Genomic DNA, 21,245 nt, shown 5'->3' on the forward strand with positions numbered 1-21,245 from the left:
GGAGAGGGAGTGTCGTGGCACACGGGGAGATCAACGGGACCGGGGTACGCCTCCGCGCGTACCGGGCGGACGACGCCGAGGCGCTCGCCGAGGGCTACAACGACCCGGACAGCCAGCGGTTCATGTGGCCGCTGCCGTCCCCGTTCACCCTCGCACACGCCGAGCACTTCCTCGCCGAGCGGGTCACCGCGGTCTTCGCGGAGGGCGGCGCGCTGTTCGCGATCGCCGATCCGGACACCGACGAGCTGCTCGGCGGCATCGGCTTCGACAAGGTCGTGCCGTCGCGCGGCCAGGCCGAGGTCGGCTATTGGGTCGGCCCCCAGCACCGCCGGCGCGGCGTCGCCACGGCGGCTCTGCGGGCGCTCAGCACCCACGCTCTCGGCCACGGCCTCGAACGCCTGGAGCTGCTCACGCACTGGGAAAATCCGGCGAGCCAGCGGGTCGCTCTCGCGGCGGGCTATCAGCGTGAGGGCGTACGCCGGAAGGTGTTACCCGGTCGCGACGGTGCCCGGGAGGACCTGGTGGCGTTCGTCCGGCTCGCCGACGACCCCGGTGACCCGATCGAGCGCCTGTTGCCCGATCTCCCGGGTGATGAACTCACCGACGGGGTGGTCAGCCTGCGCCCGCTCGGGCCGGGTGACGTCGAATTCTGGACCGAGCTGCACGAGCTGCCGGACGTGCTGGCCACGAGCGTGCCCCCGGTCGCGCCGACGCCGGAGCAGATCCGCTGGCGCTGCGCCTCGTCCGAGGCGCGCTGGCTGGCCGGTGAGCGCGCCGACCTGGTCATCACCGACGTGAAGACCGGCGAGCGGGCCGGCGAGATCGGGCTCTTCTACCAGGAGCCGGTCACCTCCCAGGCGATGATCGGCTACAGCATGCTGCCCCGGTTCCGGGGACAGGGCTATCCGACACGCGCGGCCCAGCTCGTGGCGCTGTGGGCGTTCGCGGAGACCGGCATCGCCCGCCTCATCGCGGGTGCGCTGCCGACCAATCACGGCTCACAACGGGTGCTGGAGAAGGCCGGGTTCACCCGGGAGGCGTACCTGAAATCGCGTCTGCCCGGGCCCGGCGGTACTCGCGTGGATGACGTGCAGTTCGTCCTGCTCGCCGAGGACCTCCTGCGCGAAGGCCCCCGGCTGGACGGTCGCTAGGCGAGGCCGCCCAAGGACAGGATTCCGTAGTCGTAGCCGCGCCGCCGGTAGACGACGCTGGGCCGACCACTCTCCTTGTCGAGGAAGAGGTAGAAGTCGTGGCCGACGAGCTCCATCTGGAAGAGGGCGTCGTCGACGGTCATCGGGTCGGCCGGATGTTCCTTTTCCCGCACGATCTGCCACGGCTGGTCGCCGTCGTGCTCCGCGAGGGCGACGGCGGTCGCGTCCTCGGCCGGCTCGGAAATGCTGAGGTCAGTGGGTAGGCCCGCGGTCGCGGCCGCTACCGATACGGGCGCGCGGCGCCCGCGGTGGACCCGGCGGCGGTCGGCCGATCGGCGCAACCTGCCGTCCAACTTCGTTATCGCGAAGTCCAGGGCTGCATAGAAGTCTTTCGCGCAGGCCTCGGCGCGTACGACGGGCCCTCGAGTCTTGACGGTGATCTCGACGCGCTGGCAGGTGTCCGACTGCCGCGGATTGCGTTCGTGGAACAGTTCGACGTCGGCCCGGATCAGCTTCTGGTCGTAACGCTCGACCTTGCTGAGTTTCTCGGCGACGTGCTCGCGATAGTGGTCGGGAACCTCTACGTTGCGGCCCTTGACGACAATGTCCACTCGTGACCTCCCCCAACGTTTTGTCCTTCGACGCCCTCAACGGGAGCCAGGGGCGCCGAATTTGTGACGCGGTGTGGCTGGTAGCGGTGACGCCGGTTACAAATTCACGCGGCGTGACCGATCGCGAATGAGACGACTCCTTTCCGGTGCGGCGGTAGCGGAGTAGTCCGCGCTCCCGGTGGGTTGGTAAGCCTTGCCGCTTACCCTCGTCACCAAGACGCTAACGTGCCGATGCTCCCGCGTCACCCCTCGTTCGGGATACCGAATCCATGACGTTCAGCCCTTTTGGTACCCCTGGGGAGTTACCCGCCGAAACCGCCGCGGGACGATCTCCGCAATTGGGTCGCGGCCAGAGTTGCCGCACCGGCGACCTGCATCTTCGCCTCCCTGAGCCGACCCGTCACCGTGGCCAGGGTGGCCCCTGTGGTGACGATGTCGTCGACTACCACCAGCGTGCCTCTCGGCGACGCTCCGTGGCGGCGAAAGGCCCTGCGATGTGGCCGGATTCTCAGCGAACTCTCAGCGGCGGCGCGTCGCTCGGACGGGGTCAGCGACGCCGAGTCAGGCCGCGGCAACGCGCGCAGCGGCCTGGTCACGTCGGCGTCCCAGCCGGCCTCGCGCAGCCGGCGTACCGCGTGGGTCGCGAGGCGCAGCATGTGGTCGCCGTTGCGTTCCCGGGCGGCGGCCGCGGTAGACGGCACCGGGATCAGCAGGACCGGGGTGTCCCGCGGCGCGAGCCGGGCCACCGCGGTGGCCAGCAGCGTTCCCAACGGCTTGCCGAGCCGGTGCCGGCCCTTCTCCTTGTACGCCAGCAGGGCGCCCCGGAGCACGCCCCCGTAAGCGCCCACTGCCACGCACGGCGGAAAGCCCCGTGGCGGCGGCGAGGGGGCCGTGCGGAACGGCCGCAGCGTCTCCAGCACCGCGGCACAGGAACGGCACACGCCGTACGCCAACCGGACGCGCTCGTCCCCGCAACCGGCGCACGGCATCGGCAGCACCAAGTCGGCGAGATCGCCCAGAAGCGGCAGGCCCACCTCAGAACAGGAAGAACGGGTCCGTGGTGCCGGCCCCGGCCTTCGCGCCCGGAGTCGGCTCGGCCAGGTCGTCGACGGTGACCTCCGACGGATCGCCCACCACGTCCCAGGCACGGCCGCCGGCCTCGTACGACTCGGAGGCCGACGTGACCGACTGGGTGGGGTTGGCCGGGTAGGCCGTCAGGTAGGTCACCTCGGTGGTGCCGATGTCGCTCAGCCCGAAGCTCCCCAGCTGCAGGGCGCCGTCCACGGTCACCTCGTGCACCGCGTACCGCCCGTCGCCGAAGGCGCCCGCCACGGCCAGGTACGCCTCGCCGCTCCACGCCACCGCGGTGACCCGGTTGAAGATCGGCGGTGACAGCAGCTGCGGAGAGCTCAGCCCCGGCGCGTCACCGGTGTAGTCGATCATCGCGCGATAGAGCCGGCCGCCGGCCACCAGGGCCACCCGCTGGCCGTCCGGAGCGACCGACACGGCCGACACCTTGCCGAGCGTGCCCTGCCAGGCGACCCGTTGGGCGGCGTTGCCGTTCGCCCGGAAGCTGTACAGCTGTCCGTTCGCGGTGATCAGGCCGATGGCCTTGCCGGGATCGGCGTCCGGGGTGGTGGCCCAGATCGGGCGGCCGAGCGTGCCGGAGAGGCCGCCGACCGCCTTCAGGTCGCCGCGTTCGCCGAGTGCGGCGGTACCCACCCGCAGACGTGCGCCCGCGCCCGATCCGGTGATCACCGCGGCGTACGTGTGGGTGGCCGAGGCGCTCATGGCGGCGGCCGAGATGCCCTTGTTAGCCGCCGGCTTCAGCACTGGTACCGGTTCGGTGGCGTGCGGCGAGTCCTTCAGACGGCGGATCACACCGTTATAGATGGTGAACCGTTCCGGCTGATCGGCGAGCTGATACGACTTGTTGCTGGCCAGGTATTCGGTGTTGGTGAAGCTGAGCGGATCGCGGTTGCCGATCGTCAGCTCGAGCGTGGTCGGCTGCTGCGGACGAAGCGACCACAGCACCTGGCTGACCAGCCGATTGAGCGTCTGCCCGTCGTTCGGCTGGATGCTCGGCGCCTTGAGACTTATCTGCAGGGTGCCGTCACGCATCGCCGGCACGTTCTCGGCGAGCGTCGTGTTCGACGGCAGCGACGCGACATCGTTGTGCAGCCAATCGGACGCACCGCCGGTCAGCCAGGTCAGCACCGCGGTCGGCTGCTGCTCGAGCGGCAAGCTCTTGGGCATGTACCGCACGTCGGGCACGAGCGAGGTGTAGGCCAGGTTCCAGAAGTAGATCGTGCGTTGCACGTAGTAGTCGCGCATGGCGGTGTCGCTCATCAGCAGCACCGGCGGCGCCGACAGGACGTACAGCCCCTGCTTGTCGGCGATGTGGTCGACCTTGAGCTCGTACAGCTCGGTCTCGGGCGTGGAATCGGACGGCGCGAAGACGCCGTCGCTGGACAGGGTGCCGATCTGCTGGACGCTCAGCTTCACCGTGCCCTTACCGTCGTACAGCGGTGTCTGGACCTCGCGAACGACCCGCACGCTGTCGGTGTCGGTCGGCTTGAAGCTGGCCGCCAGCTCGGGCGACATGAACGCCTTGACCCGTTCGAGAGCGGTGTCCGAGTCGCCGGCGGCAGCCTGCAGGTAGTTCTCGGCCAGCTGCGCCGGGCTGCTCGCGGACTCGCGCGTGGGCTGCGCCGGGGCGGGGTCGGCGCCACCGACCGGCACGCCTTCCGCCGGACCGGTCTTGACCACTGTCACGCTGGTGTCGTCGGGGATGCCGCAGCCGCCCGCGATCAGGACGGCGACCGACGCGGCGACGAGTAACAGACGGCGGCGCATCACAACACCTCGGCTTTCGCGCCGCTGCTCGGTGCCGGGCCGGCGGACGGCTCGGTGGCCGGTGCCGGGGCGGGCAGGGCGAGCGGAGCGCGGTCGCGCGGGATCAGCGGCAGCGGTGCGGCCACCAGCCGGTCACCGGAGCGCACCGGCAGCGTCAGCCGGAACTGGGCGCCCTCGCCGGGCGCTCCCCACGCCTCCAGCCAGCCGCCGTGCAGCCGGGCGTCCTCGGCGCTGATGGACAGGCCCAGGCCCGTCCCGCCGGTCTGCCGCGCGCGCGACGGGTCGGCCCGCCAGAAGCGGTTGAACACCAGGCGTTCCTCACCCGGTTTCAGGCCGATGCCGTGGTCGCGCACGGTGACCGCGACGGCCGAGTCCTCACTCGCGAGGGTGACGACGACCGGGAGCGCCTCGCCGTGCTCGACCGCGTTGCCGACCAGATTCCGCAGGATGCGCTCGACCCGGCGCGGATCCACCTCGGCGATCACCGGCGTATCCGGCAGTCGCAGCTCGATGGTCACGCCCACCCGCTCGGCCAGGCCGGCCAGCCGGTCGGCGACGCGTTCGCAGATCGGCACCAGGTCAGTGTGCTCGGCGTCGAGCGCGGCGAACCCGGCGTCGAAGCGGCTGATCTCGAGCAGATCGGTCAGCAGGCTCTCGAACCGGTCCAGCTCGGCCTGCAGCAGCTCGGCGCTGCGCGCCACCGCCGGGTCGAAATCCTCGCGCTCCGAGAAGATCAGGTCGGCGGCCATCCGTACGGTGGTCAGCGGGGTACGCAGTTCGTGTGACACGTCCGAGGTGAAGCGGCGCTGGTTGCGCGACATCTCCTCGAGCCGCACGATCTGCCGCTGGAGGTTGGCGGCCATCTGGTTGAAGGCCGCCGCGAGCAGGGCCAGGTCGTCCTCGCCGTCGACCCGCATGCGCTGGTCGAGCAGGCCGGCCGAGAGGCGCTGGGCGGTGCGGGCGGCGACCCGGACCGGCGTCACCACCAGCCGGGTGACCAGGCCCGCCACCACGCCCAGCAGGATGACCAGGGCCAGCCCGGTGACCAGTACGGTGGTGCGGATCTGGTTGGCGGCGCTGTCCTCGGTGGTCAGCGGCACCATGTAATACAGCTCGACGTGTCCGAAACTGGTCGGCACCGGCGACCCGTACACCAGAAATTTGGTGTCCTCGCCGTCGAGCCGCGCGGTGCGGACCTGGTAGGCCTCCTTGCCGTCGGTGGAGACGGCCTTGACCAGGTCCGGGGTGATCAGCTGGTCGGTCGGCACGTCCGGCGAGGTGACCGGCTTGATGTCCGGGTGCTGCGCGGCGCGCATCGAGACGATCGACCCGCCGGACTCGGCCGGGTCGCCCTCGGAGAGCCGGTCGACGGTCTGGTTGATGGTCAGCGGGAGCCGCGAGTCTTTGTCCGAGCGGTGCACGGTGAGCTGGTCGATCGCGTACGTGACCTTGTTGGCCATCGAGGCGGTGACCTCGGCCTGCGCCCGGCTCAGCAGGATCTTGGCGCTGCGCTCGGCGACGAAATACCCGAAGGCGCCGACCAGCAGGCTGGACGCGACCAGGGTCAGCGCGACGACCCGGAGCTGCAGCGAGCGGCGCCAGGCCCGGCGCGCCGGCTCGGACCAGGTCTCGAACCGGCGCATGCCCATGACCCAGTACCGCCGGGCCACCCGGAGGGCGCGGCGGACGGGCATCGGTAGCCAGGCTGGAGCACGCATTCTGGCGGCAACCTTAGCCGCTCGGGGCGACTATCCGGTCCCGGCCTTGTAGCCGACTCCGCGCACGGTAAGGATGATCTCGGGCCGTTCCGGATCCGGCTCGATCTTCGCGCGCAGTCGCTGGACGTGCACGTTGACCAGTCGCGTGTCGGCCGCGTGCCGGTAACCCCAGACCTGTTCCAGTAACACCTCGCGGGTGAACACCTGGCGGGGCTTGCGGGCGAGGGCGACCAGCAGGTCGAACTCCAGCGGGGTCAGCTTCACCTCGTCGCCGTCGCGGGACACGGTGTGCGCCGGGACGTCGATCGTGATCTGGTTGCCGGGCGGGCCGATGGTCAGCATCTCCGGCGCGGCGTCCTCACCCCGGCGCAGGCGGGCGCGCATCCGCGCCACCAGTTCCTTGGGCTTGAACGGCTTCACCACGTAGTCGTCGGCGCCCGACTCCAGCCCCAGCACCACGTCGACGGTGTCACTCTTGGCGGTGAGCATGACGATCGGGATGCCGGACTCGGCGCGGATGGCGCGAGCCACGTCGATGCCACTCATTCCGGGCAGCATCAGATCGAGCAGAACGATGTCCGGGCGGCTTTCCCGGAATGCGGCAAGGGCACGCTCGCCGTCGGCGACGAACGAGGGCAGGAATCCCTCACTGCGCAGCACGATGCCGAGCATTTCGGCCAACGCTGGATCGTCATCGACGACAAGTACCCGGGCTCTCATGCGGTCCAATATTGCACTGTCCTCCCGAACCCCGCGTACCCCGGGGGCGATCTTGCCCACGCAGCCTACGCGAAGAGCGAGCGTCCCCAGAAGTCATCGGGCCCGGAAACTCCCGCTGGACAGGCGAAAAGCGCGCTCGATACGTGCCGGATGTACTCGTTCAGGGCATCATGGCGAGCCAGATTCATCTGTATCGGAACGAATCCCGTACGGACATCCCGCTGGTACGCGATGAAGAAAAGGCCCGCATTCAGCCGGCCCAAACCGTCCGATCCGTCGACGAAGTTGTAGCCGCGGCGCAACAGCCGGGCGCCGTTGTTCGTCGTCGGATGGGCGAGCCGGATGTGCGCGTCGTCCTTCACCAACGGATCGCCCTCGCCGTTGCGGGACACCAGGTCGATCTCGTCGAACTCCTTGGCCTGGCCCATCGCGGCGCCCTCGCCCTTGGTGCGGCCGAAGATGTCCTCCTGCTCGCCGAGCGAGGTGCGGTCCCAGGACTCGATCAGCATCCGGATCTTGCGGGTGACCATGTACGCCCCGCCGGTCATCCACTCCGGCCCGTCGCCCGGCTGCACCCACAGGTTCTGTTTGAGCAGGTCGGTCTCCTCCGCCTTGAGGTTGGCGGTGCCGTCCTTGAAGCCGAACAGATTGCGCGGCGTGGCCTGGGCGGTGGAGGTCGATGACGTACGCCCGAATCCCAGTTGCGACCACCGCACGCTCACCACGCCGACGCCGAGACGCGCGAGGTTGCGGATCGCGTGCACGGCCACCTGCGGATCGTTGGCGCACGCCTGCACGCAGATGTCGCCGCCGGAGATGCCCGGGTCGATGGTGTCGCCCGGGAAGTGCGGCAGGTCGGCGAGCGCGGCCGGTTTGCGGCTCGCCAGCCCGAAGCGATCCTTGCCGCTCGCGTCCCGGAACAGTGTCGGTCCGAACCCGATGGTCAGGGTCAGCCCGGACGGCGGCAGGCCGATCGCCTCGCCGGTGTCGTCCGGCGGCGCTTCCAGGATGCCCTCGGTCGCCCCGATCTCCCCGGCGTCCTGGCCGGCCGTCATCCGGGCGGCCGCGGCGGTCCAGTCCTTGAGCATCCGGACCAGTTGGGCGCGGTCCTTGGTCAGCACGTCGAAGGCGACGAAGTGCAGCCGGTCCTGGGCGGGCGTGATGATGCCCGCCTGGGCACCGCCGTAGAAACCGACCGCCCCGGAGGCGTCGGCGGCGACCGTTTGCGGCTCGTCCTCGCGGATCAGAGCAGCACCCACTCCGGCGGCGCCGGCGATCCCGGCCACGCCGACGCCGGCGAGCGCGATGGCTCGCCGGCGTGACAACGACTTTTCTGTCATGTCCTACTTCTTCGCGATGACACCGGCGATCTGGCTGATCGGCTGGGCGAGCGCGTTGATCGCGTCGGACAGGCCCTTCAGCTGCGCGTCGGAGAGGTCGGTCTGCAGCTTCCAGCCGTCGCCGACCTGGTACTTGGCGAGCTCGGAGTCGACGGTCGTGAACGCGGTGTCGATCTGCTTGACCAGGTCGGGGCTGCGCTGCTCAAGAGCCGGGCGCAACGCCGCGACGGCCGCCTGCGAACCGTCCACGTTGGCGGCGAAGTCCCACAGGTCGGTGTGCGAGTAGCGGTCCTCCTCGCCGGTGATCTTGCTGTTCGCGACCTCGTCGAGCAGTTCCTTGGCGCCGTTGGCGAGCTGCAGCGGGGACAGCTTCTCGTCCTTGGCCTTGGTGACGACCTCCTTGACGTCGGCGAGCAGCTGGTCGGCCACCGGGCCGTCCTTGGTGATGTCGCCGCTCACCCAGAGGTCCTTCTCGATCTTGTGGAACCCGGAGAACGGCAGCGCCGCGGTGGCGTCGTCCTCACGGCCGTCGATCTTCGGGTCGAGGTCGCCGAAGATCTCCGCGACCGGCTCGATCCGCTCGTAGTAGGTGCGCGCCACCGGGAACAGCGCCTTCGCCTTCGCGACGTCGCCGGCCTTGACCGCGGTCACGAAGTCGCCGGTCTTCTGCACCAGCGCCTCACTCTGCGAGGTCACGTACCGGCTGTAGCTCTCGGTCGCCTGCTGGAGCAGGGCGTCCTCGGTGAGCGCCGGGGCCGAGCCGTTGACGGTCAGCGCGGCGCGGATACCGGTGCCGATCATGCCCGGCTTGCAGGCGGTCTGGTACGCGCCGGCGGGCAGCTCGACGCGCAGCTCACGGGACAGGCCGGGGGTGATGTTCTCGACCTCGCCCATCACCCGGTCGCCGTCGGCGTACACGTAGAACTCGGTGACCTTGCTGCCCGAGTTGGCGATCTGGAAGACGTGGGTGCCGGCGTCCAGGGAGCTCTTGGCGACCTCGCAGGCGGTGTCCGACGCCTTCACGGTGATCGGGCCGGACGCGCCGGCGGCGGTGTCGTCGGATTTGCCACCGCTGCAGGCGGCCAGGGTGCCGACCGCGAGAAGCGCGATTATCGGACGGTATTGCACTTTGGTCTCCTATGCCTGTGGTGCTGGGGTTGCTGCGGGACTTGCGGCAGGGACCGACGGCTTCGCCTTCCGGGCCGGCCAAAGAAAAAGGATCAGGACCGGTACGCCGTACGCGATCCAGGCGATGACTTCGAGCACCGTGGGCTCGGGGGTGATGTTGAACATGCCGGTGAGCAGGGCCGTGTACCACGCGCTCGGGTCGAGAACGCCGCCCGCGTGGTACGCGATGGTGCCGATTCCGGGGAGGATCCCGGCCTCCTGGAAGTCGTGCACGGCGTACTTGAAGATGCCGGCCGCGACCAGGATGAGCAGGACCCCGGTCCACTTGAAGAACACGCTCAGGTTGACCCGCACGGCCATCGCGAACATCAGATAGCCGATCGCGATCGCGGTGGCGATGCCGCCGAGCAGCGCGTAGAGCGGACCGCCGTTGATGTCGGCGCCCTGCACCGCGGCGTAGAAGATCAAGGAGGTCTCGAGGCCCTCGCGGACCACCGCGAGGAAGGCCATGAACCCGACCGCGAGCGAGCCGACCGCCAGCGCTTCCTGAAGCTTGTTGCGCAGCTCGCCCGCGATGCCCCGGGCCGCCCGCCGCATCCAGAAGATCATCCAGGTCACGAAGCAGACCGCGGCGACCGAGGTGATCGCCTCGAACAGCTCCTGCTGCTTGTAGTCCTGCAGCAGGGTGGTCTCGGTGTAGTTCAGCAGCCAGCCGAAGAAGACGGAGAGCACGACGGCGGCGCCGACGCCGGCCCACACGAGCTTGAGGCGATCCCGGCGCTCCGACTTGACCAGGAACGCGATGAGGATGCTGACCACCAGCGTGGCTTCCAACCCCTCGCGCAAGCCGATGAGGTAGGTGGCGAGCATGACTCTCCCGATAGCTAAGGCGGCCCTAAGTAAGGTTCGGCATACCTTAGCCAGGAGATGGCTGCAGTCGTCAAGTTGAGTAGATGAAATTGATCGTTACGAGTTGGCGTCGCCCGGGGGCGCCACCCGCCGGGCGGCCTCGGCGGGAGGCCGCCCGTCTGGTTTGGACGTCAGGCGCCGGGCCGGTCGAACTCCCCGGCACGGACCCCGTGGATGAAGCCGCTCCAGTCGGACTCGGCGAATGTGAGCACGGGACCGGTCACATCCTTCGAGTCGCGCACGAAAACGGCCGACGGAATGGTGGCAACCTCGACGCAGTGCCCGGCGGCGCCGCTTCGAGTGCTCTTACGCCAGTGGAACTCGGCGTGCTGCATGTTTCAGTCCCTTTCAAAATGGATGGGGGTGCCCATCCATTTCAGCTCAGGACGCGCGTGCACACCGCAACGCTTCCTCCCTCAGAGCGATAGCCGTTCGGCTCTGATCTGGCGACAAAGCGCGTTCTCGCAGGTCATCGAGGGCGTCTTGATAGACCTCGACTTCGGTCGGCTTCACTCGGAAGAGGCCGCCGGTCAACCCCTCCATATGCACGATCGGGGCACGCGTGCCGCTTTCGAACTCCAGCACCATGAACGATTCCGTCTGGCCGGCGTGCGCGCCCGCGGAAAACGGCAGGATCAGTATCTCGACGCCGGGGCGGCGGCTCGCGTCCAACAATCGGGTCAGCTGGCGGCACAACACCTCGCGGCCGCCGACCTCGCGATAGAGCACGGCCTCGTCGAGAACGATTTGGAGGATCGGCGGCGGTTGCCGGGTCAGCACCGACTGACGGGCCATGCGCAGTGCGAGGCGGCGCTGGATGATGGCCGTGTCGCCGATGTCCGCGCCGACCTGGATCACCGCACGGGCGTACTCGTCGGTCTGCAGCAGACCCGGCACGACCTGAGCCTCCCATTCGGAGATCAGGACGGCCTCGGCCTCCAGAGCGAGATATTCGTCGTACGGGTCGGGCACCGAGGATCGGTACGGCGTCCACCAGGCGCGTGCACGGCCCCGGCGGGCGAGCTCTCGGAGGCGGTCACGGTCTTCGACGCGTACGCCATAGATGGTCAGCAGCCGGTCCAAATCGGTCTCGGTGATCCCGGTGTGGGCCGTCTCGATCCGGCTGACTTTCGACTCCGACCAGTTCAGCGAAGTCGCGACGTCGACGGCCCGGCGGTCACCACGAAGACGGCGCAACTCGCTGCCGAGTTCGCGCCGCGCCGTCGAAGTCGCCCTCGCCACGCCGAACACCATAGCGGCGTATCGGTCGCGTTCTGCAAGTTGCACGACACCCCCTGCACTTGCATGCAGGTCAGGCGGCATGCCGTAATGAATGCGAACGACGGGCAACCGGCGGCGGCAAACGCCGGCGGCCCGGAGAAATCGGGTCCCCGTCCAGCGAGCGGACGGGGGCCCGGTGCTGTGTGGGCGACGCTTGCCCCCGGGCAAGCACCAGGCTGCGCTAATGGCACGGCGGGTGGGCTCGTGCGGGCTCGGCGAAGCCCCGATTGCGGCGCCGAAAATCGGAGCCGGCACTCGACCTCACCGATCATCCACCCGCCGGCAGGCAGCGACGCGCATCATTTCAAAATCCGGGCGCTATCACCCCGAAAGTCCGATTACGCGCTGGGCCGGACCGGACGACAAGTCGGAAATGTCGGCGCGCCCGAAAGAGTGACCGGCGCGGGGCGGGAGAGCGCGGACGCGAGGCGGCCGGTGTGCGGTGGCGGCGCGGCGCGGTGGCGGAAGAAGCGCGAGGCGCGGGTCGCGAACCGGGTGAAAGCGAACGAGGCGACAGGCCTGAGACCCGCCGCCCCGTTCATCCCCCCGGTTTGGTACCGCGCGCGTCCGTGGGACCCCCCGATCACCAATGACGCTGCGTGGTTATAGATTCACACTCCGCACTCACTACTGTCAAGCAAATCCGGAAATTTCCTATTTTGTGGGGTGGTGGGAGCAACGGAGGGTGCACGACAGTCACACCGAAGTGGCACTCAAAGCAGGCACGCGATTTCGGGCGCCAGACCTCGCGACGATGCTTGCGCGCCGGGCCCAGCGACGATAATCGGGCACCGAGCCTGCGCCACGATAATCGGGCGTCGGGCCAAGCGACGATAATCGGGCGCCGGGCCTGGTCGGGGCTACTCCACCGTCAGCGGCTGGACGGACCAGGCGAGCTTCTGCGGGGTCGGGTCGGACGGGACCGCCGCCACGAACACCTGACCCTTGCCGGCGACCTTGATGTGGCCCGCGTCGGCGGGGGCGTACGCGGCGCCGCCCGCCAGCACCTCGACCGGCGTGCCGTCCAGGCTCTCGCCCACGAACACCTCGCCATCCGTGCACAGGACGATGCGCGGGCCGTGCGCGGGCACCTCCAGCGGCGGGAGGGTGCCGTCCAGGTCGAGGCGGTAGAGGGTGAAGTCGGGGACCGGGACCTCCCACGTCACGATGCCGGGCCCGACCGGCGTCGAGGGCAGGATCGGGTCGTCCAGGACCTCGAAGACGAGCACGTTGAGCAGCTCGCCGACGTCGACGCGCTTCGGGGTCAGGCCGCCGCGGAGGACGTTGTCGCTGGCGGCCATCAGCTCGACGCCGGCGCCGTGCAGGTAGGCGTGCAGGTTTCCGGCCGGCATCCAGATCGCCTCGCCCGGGGCCAGACGCACGTGGTTGAGCAGCAGCGCCACCAGCACACCCGGGTCGCCGGGATAGTGCGCGGCCAGATCCAGCGCGAGCGCGTAGTCGTCTTTCCCGGGCACGGCGGCCGCGTGAGCGGCTCCGGCGCCGAACGCCGCCTCGGCGCTCGCCGAAGCGAGCGCCGCGTCCACCCCGGCCGCCGCGAGTGCCGCCTCGGCCCCGGCCGCCGTCAACTCGTCCGCGCCGCGCGCCGCCGCCACCACCGCGTCGATCAAGGCCGGCCGGGAATCTGCCGGCCAGGTCAGCAGTGCCTCCACCGCGCCGCGCAGATCACCCGCACGCAGCGAGGCGACCACCGGGTCCAGCGCGGAAATACCGAACGACGCCAGCACCTCCGCGGACACCTGCGGGGACCGGAAGCCGCACAGCGCCGAGAACTCGGTCAACGCGACCAGCATCTCCGGCTTGTGGTACGCGTCCGTGTAGTTCTTCGGCAGCGCCGGGTCGGCTTCCTGCTTGGCGTACGCCGTACGGGCGTACTCGGAGGAAGGGTGTGCCTGCAGCGACAATGGCGCCTCGGCGGCCAGCACCTTCAGCAGGAAGGGCAACCGGGGGCCGAACGCCGACGCGACCGACGCGCCCAGCTGGCCGTTCGGATCGCCCGCGATGAGCGTGTCCAGGCTGACCGGGCCGTCCTTGCCCGCGACCGTGGACGGGTTGCCCGGATGGGCGCCCAGCCACAACTCGGCCTCGGGGGTCTCGGTGGGCGTCGGCCGCCCCTGCAGGGAAGCGATGACGGTGCGCGAGCCCCAGGCGTACGGGCGGACGGCTCCGGTCAGCGGATACACGCTCATATGCGGCAAACTACCAGCGATCAGGCAGTCGTCGACGGCGCAGTGGCATCGCCGACAGCCGCGGGGGTGCGTTCGTGGAAGATGTCCGGCTCGATGTAGATGACCCGGGCGATCGGGATGGCCTCGCGGATGCGGACCTCGGTCTCGTCGATGTGGCGGGCGAGGTCGTCGGCGCGCTCCGTGCTCGGCACCGCGATCTTCACCGCCACCAGCAGCTCCTCGGGGCCGAGGTGCAGCGTCTTCATGTGGATGATCCGCTCGATGCCGTCGCCGGCCAGGATGGCCTGCTCGATCTTGCGGGTGTCCTCGGGATTGGCGCCCTCGCCGATCAGCAGGCTCTTCGTCTCGATGGCCAGGATCACCGCGATCACCACCAGCAGGATGCCGATGGCCGCGGTGCCGATGCCGTCCCAGACGCCGTTTCCGGTGATCAGCGTCAGCACCACGCCGAGCAGGGCGAACACCAGGCCGATGAGCGCGCCGGTGTCCTCGAGCAGCACGACCGGCAGCTCGGGGGCCTTGGCACGGCGCACAAAGTTGACCCATGTCGTACGGCCGCGGGTGTGGTTGGACTCGCGGATGGCGGTCATGAACGAGTACGACTCGAGGCCGATCGCCACCACCAGGACGGCCACCGGCACCCACTGCCAGGAGTGGATCGCCTCCGGGTGCTGGATCTTGTGGTACGCCTCGTACAGCGCGAACAATCCGCCGACGCTGAACAGCACGATCGACACGATGAACGCGTAGATGTAGCGCTCGCGGCCGTACCCGAAGGGGTGTTCCGGGGTGGCCTTGCGCTGCGAACGCTTGCCGCCGATCAGCAGCAGGAGCTGGTTGCCGGAGTCGGCGACCGAGTGGATCGCCTCGGCCAGCATCGACGAGGAGCCGGTGAGCCCCCACGCGACGAACTTCGTGACCGCGATGCCCAGGTTCGCGGACAGCGCCGCGATGATCGCCTTGGTGCCACCCTCAGAACTCATGCCAGGGCTCCGCTGCGCTCCGCACTGGCGTGAGTCTCGACGCTGAGCCTAATGGTGACTCCGCTTCGCTTCGTCACTGAATACCCTCGGGCATCGGGTTGGAAAGCTCCTTCATCTCGTTGATCGCGGGCACGGCCATCGGGTCGAGCCCGTGCGCCAGCGCCAGGTAGAGCGACGCGAAATCGGGGACGGCGGTCAGCGAGGCCAGACGCTCCAGCGCGGACCCGCCCTCGGCGGTGAGCACGTCGCAGCGCACGCCCCGGCGCTCCGCCAGGATCTGCACCGCGTCCGCGCGGCGTTCCTCGACCGCGACCGGCTCGTCCGCGTCGTCCTCGGGGTTGAGGCCACCGTCGCGGAACAGCACCAGGCGCAGCCGGGTCTTCGAGTCGTCCTCGTCGTCGGGATCGGCGAAGATGTCGCGCGACGACTCGGCCAGGCCGCCGAACACGCCGTCGAGTAAGCCGACCCGGCCACGACCGGCCTCACCCAGCGCACCGGCCATCACCGGGTACCGGGCGTTGGCCGCGAGCGTCTCGGCAAACCGGCGGGCGGCCACGGTCGCCAGCGGCGACGAGCCCCAGACGATCGGGATCGACCCGGCCAGCCCGAGGGCCAGCGACTTCGCCGGGTTCACGAAGGAATCCGCGGCGGGACGGCTGCGCTCGGCGTCCGCGTCCAGCCGGGTCGCGGTCTCGGCCAGGTCGGCCTCGTTGACCTTGACGAGGCCGATCGCCCGCGCGGCGAGCAGCACCGGGACCGCGAGGCCCCAGAGGCTGGCCCGGGCGGGCGCGCGGCGCGGCACCGGGATGAACGGCGACCGGGCCCGCTCGGCCAGCTCCTGCAGCTCCGAGTTCGGGTTGCCGATCGCGACCAGCCGGGCGCCGCGGCGGGCCGCGGCCTCGGCGGCGGCCAGCGCCTCGGGACTGCGGCCCGAGGCGGACACGGCGAAGACCACGTCGGCGGCGCCGACCCAGCCGGGGATGCCGGCGCTGCGGTGCCCGATGATCGGCACCGGGCAGCGCGGACCGGCCACCGCGGACAGGATGTTGCCGGTCAGGCCGGCGGTGCCGATGCCGGCGACGACCACCGCGCGGGGCCGGCCGTCGTCGGAGAGGATGCTCAGGTCGGTCTCGTTCGCCAGCGACGCGGCCTCACGGACCTGCGCGCCCGCCGACGCGGTGGCCCGCAGCATGCCGCCGGGGTCGCTCGCCAGCATCGATTTCTCGTCGTCCAGCAGTGACTCGTCGGCGACCCGGTGGCCGTGCACGCCGGAGGCGCCCTCGAGCGGCCCAGCCATCAGGAGGCCTCGCTGCCCGGCTGCCGAGCCTCGTCGAGCAGCAGGACCGGGATGTCGTCGCGGACCTCGAACACCCGGCCGCACTCGGTGCACGTGAGCGTCTGCGCGCCGGCGTCATAGGTGAGCGGCGCGTGATGCGTGTCCGGGCACGCCAGAATGTCCAGCAGTTGCGAATCGAGGGCCACCGAACGAACTCCTTCAGGTGCTCAACAGGAATGGCCCCCTGATCCTAACCTCGTACGATCGCGAGCACTTCGTCCCTCAGCGCGGCCATGCGATCCGGCTTGGGGGCCTCGACGTTGAGCCGGAGCAACGGCTCGGTGTTCGATGCCCGCAGGTTGAACCAGGAGCCGTCGGGCAGCGTCGCGGTCAGGCCGTCGAGGTCGTCGAAGGTGGCGTCCGGGAAGGCCGCGCGCACCTGCGCGGTCTTGGCCGCCGCGTCGTCGACCGTGGAGTTGATCTCACCGGAGGCGGTGTACCGCTCGTACTCGGCGGCGAGCTCGGACAGCGGGCGGTCCTGCCCGCCGAGCGCGGCCAGCACGTGCATGGCGGCGAGCATGCCGGTGTCGGCGAACCAGAAGTCGCGGAAGTAGTAGTGCGCGGAGTGCTCGCCACCGAAGACCGCGTTGGTCCGGGCCATCTCGGCCTTGATGAAGGAGTGGCCGACCCGGCTGCGGACCGGCTTGCCACCGTTCTCGGTGATGATCTCCGGTACCGCGGCCGAGGTGATCAGGTTGTGGATGATCGTGCTGCCCGGGAACTTGGCCAGCTCGCGGGCGGCGACCAGCGCGGTGATCGCGGACGGCGAGACCGCGTCGCCGTTCTCGTCGATGATGAAGCAGCGGTCGGCGTCGCCGTCGAACGCGACCCCGATGTCGGCGCCCTGGGCCCGGATCGCCTCTTGCAGGTCGACCAGGTTGACCGGGTCGAGCGGGTTCGCCTCGTGGTTGGGGAACGAACCGTCCAGCTCGAAGTAGAGCGGCACGATCTGCAGTGGCAGCGCGGGCAGCTCCTGGTCGCCCAGGACGGCGGGCACGGTGAAGCCGCCCATCCCGTTGCCGGCGTCGACGATCACCTTGAGCGGCCGGATGCCGGACAGGTCGACCAGCGAGCGCAGGTAGGCGGCGTAGTCGGTGAGCAGGTCGCGGCGCATCACCCGGGTCGGCCCGTCGGCCTCCGCGTTGAGATCGCCGAGCAGTTGCTCGGCGCGCCGGCGGACGATCGCGAGGCCGCTGTCCTGCCCGACCGGGCGGGCGCCGGAGCGGCACAGCTTGATGCCGTTGTACCGCGCGGGGTTGTGGCTCGCGGTGAACATCGCGCCGGGCAGGCCGAGCGCGCCGGAGGCGTAGTACAGCTCGTCGGTGGAGGACAGCCCGATGTGCACGACGGCGGCGCCGGCCGCGTTGACCCCGCGGCCGAAGGCGTCGGACAGGCCGGGGCCGGTCTCTCTCATGTCGTGAGCGATCACGATCTCGTCCGCGGCATCCCCGGACTCGCGCAGCATTTCCACGAATGCGGTTCCGAGCGCGCGGGCCACCGATTCGTCGAATTGATCGGGAACGGTGCCGCGAACGTCGTACGCCTTGACGATCTCGGACAGATCAGACAACGCTGCTCAACTCCTCCACGGACGGAATACCCCGACGAGCGTATCGGAGCGAGTTGTTCGAACCGGCCGCAACGGTGATAGGCCCCTCTTAAGTGATGCGAGCGCGGTGGTCAGCTTGTCGCCGGGCGTGACGCGCGTCACGATGGGTGGGTCTGGAGGTTCCCCCGTGCCCAACCCCTGGCTCGCCCTCGACTCCGGCGCTGACCCCGCGGAGCACATCCGCGAGGTGGGGCGTGCCCATGAGCGGTTCGTGGCCGGGGATCTGCGCTCGAGCGGGCTGGGGATCCGGTCGGTGGTGGCAGCCTCCTGGCAGCGGTCGGCGTCGGCGTTGCCCAGCGCGGACAGTACGGCGCCGATCGAGTTGCGCGACGGCGCGCTGGAGGAATATCGCGCTGCCCACCCGCTGGCCCGGGTGCTGCCGTTGTTCCGGGACCTGCTCGGCGGCCTGGCCGAGGACGGCGACCAGCTGATGGCGGTCTGCGACGCGTACGGGCGGCTGCTCTGGGTCGAGGGGACGGCGTCGGTGCTGCGCGGCGCGGAGCGGATGAACTTCGTCCCCGGGGCCCGCTGGGACGAGGCGCACGCGGGGACGAACGCGCCGGGCACCGCGCTGGCCGTGGACCATCCGTTGCAGATCTTCGCGACCGAGCATTTCAGCCGGCCGGTGCAGCGCTGGACGTGTGCGGCCGCGCCGATCCACGATCCGGTTACCGGGCGTTTGCTCGGGGCCATCGATGTGACCGGCGGTGACCACCTTGCCAATCCGCACAGTCTCGCGCTGGTGCGGGCGACCGCGATGGCCGCCGAGGCGTTTCTGGGTGCGCACGCGCCGGTGAGCACGACGGCCGGGACGGTGGAGGTGCTCGGACGTAACGAGGCGACGCTGACCTTCGGCGGGCGCCGGCGGCGGCTCGGGCGGCGGCACTCGGAACTGCTCGTGTTGCTTCTGGCGCACCCGGAGGGGCGTACGGGCGAGGAACTGGGGTTTGACCTTTATGGAGACGACGTCAGCCCGGTGACCGTGCGCGCCGAATTGTCCCGATTACGCCGCACGCTGGGACCCGAGCTGCTCGATTCCCGGCCCTACCGATTACGGGCCGAGCTGGACGCCGACTTCCGCCGGGTGATCCGCCTGCTCAAGCGGGGACGCACGGCCGAGGCGCTGGCCGCGTACGAGGGTGCGCTGTTGCCCGGTTCGGACGCGCCGGGCGTGACGCGACTGCGCCGCCTCGTCGACGACCGGTTGCGCGCCGCGCTGACCGCCGCTCGCGACCGTGGGCTGTTGCAGTCGTGGCTGCATTCGCCGTGGGGCGCCGACGATTTGGAGCTGTGGGAGGCGTACGCGAAAACCCTGCCACCGGATTCGCCGCCGCGCGCGATGACGCAAGCCCGAATCCGCGAGCTGACTGTCGAATATGGGCTTGCAACGTCTCTGCAACGTCGTCGTCAATAACGTCGCCCGTATCCCAAGAGGTACGGAGGCAGCAATGACGGTGTATTCCGCGCCCGGAACTCAGGGCGCTATCGCCAACTACGAAACCCGCTACGACCACTACATCGGTGGCGAGTATGTGGCCCCGGCCAAGGGTCAGTACTTCGAGAACCCCTCCCCCGTGACCGGCGAGAACTTCTGTGAGATCGCCCGCGGCACCGGGGACGACGTGGAGAAGGCACTCGACGCGGCGCACGGCGCGGCACCCGCCTGGGGTCGCACCTCGGCCGCCGAACGGGCCAACATCCTCAACAAGATCGCGGACCGGATCGAGGCGAACCTCGAGGAGCTCGCGGTCGCCGAGGCCTGGGAGAACGGCAAGCCGGTACGCGAGACGCTGGCCGCCGACATGCCGCTGGTCATCGACCACTTCCGCTACTTCGCGGGCGCGATCCGGGCCCAGGAGGGCACGGCCGGCGAAATCGACGAGAACACCGTGGCGTACCACTTCCACGAGCCGCTCGGCGTGGTCGGCCAGATCATTCCGTGGAACTTCCCGATCCTCATGGCGACCTGGAAGCTCGCCCCGGCGCTGGCCGCCGGCAACGCGGTCGTGCTCAAGCCCGCCGAGCAGACCCCGGCGTCGATCCACTACCTGATGAAGCTCGTCGGCGACCTGTTACCGCCGGGCGTCCTCAACATCGTCAACGGCTTCGGCGTCGAGGCCGGCAAGCCGCTCGCCTCGTCCAACCGGGTGGCCAAGGTCGCGTTCACCGGCGAGACCACCACCGGGCGCCTGATCATGCAGTACGCCTCGGAGAACCTCATCCCGGTGACCCTGGAACTCGGCGGCAAGAGCCCGAACATCTTCTTCGAGGACGTCAGCCGGGCCGACGACGACTTCTTCGACAAGTCGCTGGAAGGCTTCGCGATGTTCGCGCTGAACCAGGGCGAGGTCTGCACCTGCCCGTCGCGCGCACTCATCCAGCAGAGCATCTACCAGGACTTCCTGGCTCAGGCCGTGAAGCGCGTCGAGAACATGAAGCAGGGCAACCCGCTGGACACCGAGACGCAGGTCGGCGCGCAGGCGTCCAACGACCAGCTCGAGAAGATCCTGTCCTACCTGGACATCGGCCGGCAGGAGGGCGCCCGGGCGCTGACCGGCGGCGCGCGGGCCGAGATGCCGGGCAACCTGTCCGGCGGCTACTACGTCCAGCCGACGATCTTCGAGGGCAACAACGCCATGCGGGTCTTCCAGGAGGAGATCTTCGGGCCGGTCGTGTCGGTGACCTCGTTCTCCGACTACGAGGACGCCATCAAGATCGCTAACGACACGCTCTACGGCCTTGGTGCGGGTGTGTGGACGCGCGACATCAACCTGGCGTACCGGGCGGGTCGCGCGATCAAAGCCGGTCGAGTCTGGACAAACCAGTACCACACGTACCCGGCGCACGCCGCATTCGGTGGCTACAAGCAGTCCGGTATCGGCCGCGAGAACCACCGCATGATGCTGGACCACTACCAGCAGACCAAGAACCTGCTGGTGTCGTACGACCCCAAGCCCATGGGCTTCTTCTAGGCCGCCATGGTCACCCGGGTAGACGTCACCCCCGCGGCCGCCGACATGATGCGGCGGCTGCGGGGCGAACACGGTCCGCTGATGTTCCACCAGTCCGGCGGCTGCTGCGACGGCAGCTCGCCGATGTGCTATCTGGACGGCGAGTTCCGCACCGGCAAGTCGGATGTACTGCTCGAATCGCTGGTTGTCGAAGGCGTTTCCGAGCCGATCACGTTCTGGATGTCGGCGTCGCAGTTCGAGCTCTGGAAGCACACGCATCTGACGGTGGACGTGGTCCCCGGGCGCGGTTCCGGCTTTTCGCTGGAGGCGCCCGAGGGCGTACGGTTCCTGATTCGTTCCCGCCTGCTCACCCCGGACGAGATAGCCGAGCTGGCGACGCGGTAAGACCCCAAGTCAAATGCCGATGTCGTAGCGGGGTGGGTGG

19 protein-coding genes are annotated in these 21,245 nt (G+C 69.6%); 4 read left to right on the plus strand and 15 right to left on the minus strand.

Annotation, left to right across the window (positions count from 1 at the left end; all coding sequences use genetic code 11):
- The first annotated feature begins 14 nt into the window (after nucleotides 1-14).
- Nucleotides 15-1,151, plus strand: a complete 1,137-nt coding sequence (locus HH310_RS07070) for a GNAT family N-acetyltransferase (protein WP_169174604.1) — start codon at nucleotides 15-17, stop codon at nucleotides 1,149-1,151.
- Here HH310_RS07070 and hpf read toward each other — a convergent pair.
- The 15 genes from hpf to HH310_RS07145 form a co-directional block, all read right to left on the minus strand.
- The gene (gene hpf / locus HH310_RS07075) at nucleotides 1,148-1,762 is read right to left on the minus strand and encodes a ribosome hibernation-promoting factor, HPF/YfiA family (protein ID WP_169174605.1); all 615 of its coding nucleotides are present in this window, start codon (nucleotides 1,760-1,762) and stop codon (nucleotides 1,148-1,150) included. The two genes, HH310_RS07070 and hpf, sit on opposite strands and share 4 nt — an antisense overlap.
- 302 nt (nucleotides 1,763-2,064) lie before the next feature.
- Nucleotides 2,065-2,751 carry a phosphoribosyltransferase family protein gene (locus HH310_RS07080; protein ID WP_169174732.1) on the minus strand — a complete coding sequence of 229 codons (687 nt, stop codon included), beginning with the start codon at nucleotides 2,749-2,751 and terminating at the stop codon, nucleotides 2,065-2,067.
- Nucleotides 2,752-2,797: 46 nt separating this feature from the next.
- The gene (locus HH310_RS07085) at nucleotides 2,798-4,618 is read right to left on the minus strand and encodes an LpqB family beta-propeller domain-containing protein (protein WP_169174606.1); all 1,821 of its coding nucleotides are present in this window, start codon (nucleotides 4,616-4,618) and stop codon (nucleotides 2,798-2,800) included.
- On the minus strand, nucleotides 4,618-6,267 hold the full coding sequence (gene mtrB / locus HH310_RS07090) for an MtrAB system histidine kinase MtrB (RefSeq protein ID WP_248293787.1): 1,650 nt from the start codon (nucleotides 6,265-6,267) through the stop codon (nucleotides 4,618-4,620). The genes HH310_RS07085 and mtrB overlap by 1 nt, the downstream gene beginning before the upstream one ends.
- Before the next feature lie 99 nt (nucleotides 6,268-6,366).
- The gene (gene mtrA / locus HH310_RS07095; protein WP_169174608.1) at nucleotides 6,367-7,056 is read right to left on the minus strand and encodes an MtrAB system response regulator MtrA; all 690 of its coding nucleotides are present in this window, start codon (nucleotides 7,054-7,056) and stop codon (nucleotides 6,367-6,369) included.
- A 65-nt stretch (nucleotides 7,057-7,121) separates the two neighbouring features.
- Nucleotides 7,122-8,396 (minus strand): iron uptake transporter deferrochelatase/peroxidase subunit, encoded by a 1,275-nt coding sequence (efeB, locus tag HH310_RS07100; RefSeq protein WP_169174609.1) that lies wholly within the window; start codon nucleotides 8,394-8,396, stop codon nucleotides 7,122-7,124.
- Between the two features lie 3 nt (nucleotides 8,397-8,399).
- Nucleotides 8,400-9,524 carry an iron uptake system protein EfeO gene (efeO, locus tag HH310_RS07105; RefSeq protein WP_169174610.1) on the minus strand — a complete coding sequence of 375 codons (1,125 nt, stop codon included), beginning with the start codon at nucleotides 9,522-9,524 and terminating at the stop codon, nucleotides 8,400-8,402.
- A gap of 9 nt (nucleotides 9,525-9,533) precedes the next feature.
- Nucleotides 9,534-10,394, minus strand: a complete 861-nt coding sequence (gene efeU, locus HH310_RS07110; protein WP_169174611.1) for an iron uptake transporter permease EfeU — start codon at nucleotides 10,392-10,394, stop codon at nucleotides 9,534-9,536.
- A gap of 170 nt (nucleotides 10,395-10,564) precedes the next feature.
- Nucleotides 10,565-10,768 carry a DUF397 domain-containing protein gene (locus HH310_RS07115; RefSeq protein ID WP_169174612.1) on the minus strand — a complete coding sequence of 68 codons (204 nt, stop codon included), beginning with the start codon at nucleotides 10,766-10,768 and terminating at the stop codon, nucleotides 10,565-10,567.
- A 46-nt stretch (nucleotides 10,769-10,814) separates the two neighbouring features.
- A complete protein-coding gene (locus tag HH310_RS07120) occupies nucleotides 10,815-11,756 on the minus strand; it encodes a helix-turn-helix transcriptional regulator (RefSeq protein WP_248293764.1) in 942 nt (313 codons plus the stop codon).
- Between the two features lie 818 nt (nucleotides 11,757-12,574).
- Complete coding sequence (gene manA / locus HH310_RS07125; RefSeq protein WP_211191840.1) at nucleotides 12,575-13,921, minus strand: mannose-6-phosphate isomerase, class I; 1,347 nt, start codon at nucleotides 13,919-13,921, stop codon at nucleotides 12,575-12,577.
- 20 nt (nucleotides 13,922-13,941) lie between these two features.
- Nucleotides 13,942-14,904 carry a cation diffusion facilitator family transporter gene (locus HH310_RS07130; protein ID WP_169174613.1) on the minus strand — a complete coding sequence of 321 codons (963 nt, stop codon included), beginning with the start codon at nucleotides 14,902-14,904 and terminating at the stop codon, nucleotides 13,942-13,944.
- Nucleotides 14,905-14,977: 73 nt separating this feature from the next.
- Nucleotides 14,978-16,201 (minus strand): SIS domain-containing protein, encoded by a 1,224-nt coding sequence (locus HH310_RS07135; protein WP_169174614.1) that lies wholly within the window; start codon nucleotides 16,199-16,201, stop codon nucleotides 14,978-14,980.
- Nucleotides 16,201-16,386: a Trm112 family protein gene (locus tag HH310_RS07140; protein ID WP_169174615.1), complete on the minus strand. Its 186-nt coding sequence runs from the start codon at nucleotides 16,384-16,386 to the stop codon at nucleotides 16,201-16,203. The genes HH310_RS07135 and HH310_RS07140 overlap by 1 nt, the downstream gene beginning before the upstream one ends.
- A gap of 44 nt (nucleotides 16,387-16,430) precedes the next feature.
- Nucleotides 16,431-17,810 carry a phosphomannomutase/phosphoglucomutase gene (locus HH310_RS07145; protein WP_169174616.1) on the minus strand — a complete coding sequence of 460 codons (1,380 nt, stop codon included), beginning with the start codon at nucleotides 17,808-17,810 and terminating at the stop codon, nucleotides 16,431-16,433.
- Between the two features lie 166 nt (nucleotides 17,811-17,976).
- Between HH310_RS07145 and HH310_RS07150 the strand changes: the two genes are divergently transcribed.
- From HH310_RS07150 to HH310_RS07160, 3 genes are read left to right on the plus strand one after another with little or no spacing between them, the layout of a single operon-like run.
- A complete protein-coding gene (locus HH310_RS07150) occupies nucleotides 17,977-19,263 on the plus strand; it encodes a GAF domain-containing protein (RefSeq protein ID WP_169174617.1) in 1,287 nt (428 codons plus the stop codon).
- A gap of 34 nt (nucleotides 19,264-19,297) precedes the next feature.
- Nucleotides 19,298-20,821 carry an aldehyde dehydrogenase family protein gene (locus tag HH310_RS07155; RefSeq protein ID WP_169174618.1) on the plus strand — a complete coding sequence of 508 codons (1,524 nt, stop codon included), beginning with the start codon at nucleotides 19,298-19,300 and terminating at the stop codon, nucleotides 20,819-20,821.
- A 6-nt stretch (nucleotides 20,822-20,827) separates the two neighbouring features.
- On the plus strand, nucleotides 20,828-21,205 hold the full coding sequence (locus HH310_RS07160) for a DUF779 domain-containing protein (RefSeq protein ID WP_169174619.1): 378 nt from the start codon (nucleotides 20,828-20,830) through the stop codon (nucleotides 21,203-21,205).
- Nucleotides 21,206-21,245: the final 40 nt, after the last annotated feature.

The organism is Actinoplanes sp. TBRC 11911, from assembly GCF_012933445.1.
Taxonomy (GTDB): Bacteria; Actinomycetota; Actinomycetes; order Mycobacteriales; family Micromonosporaceae; genus Actinoplanes.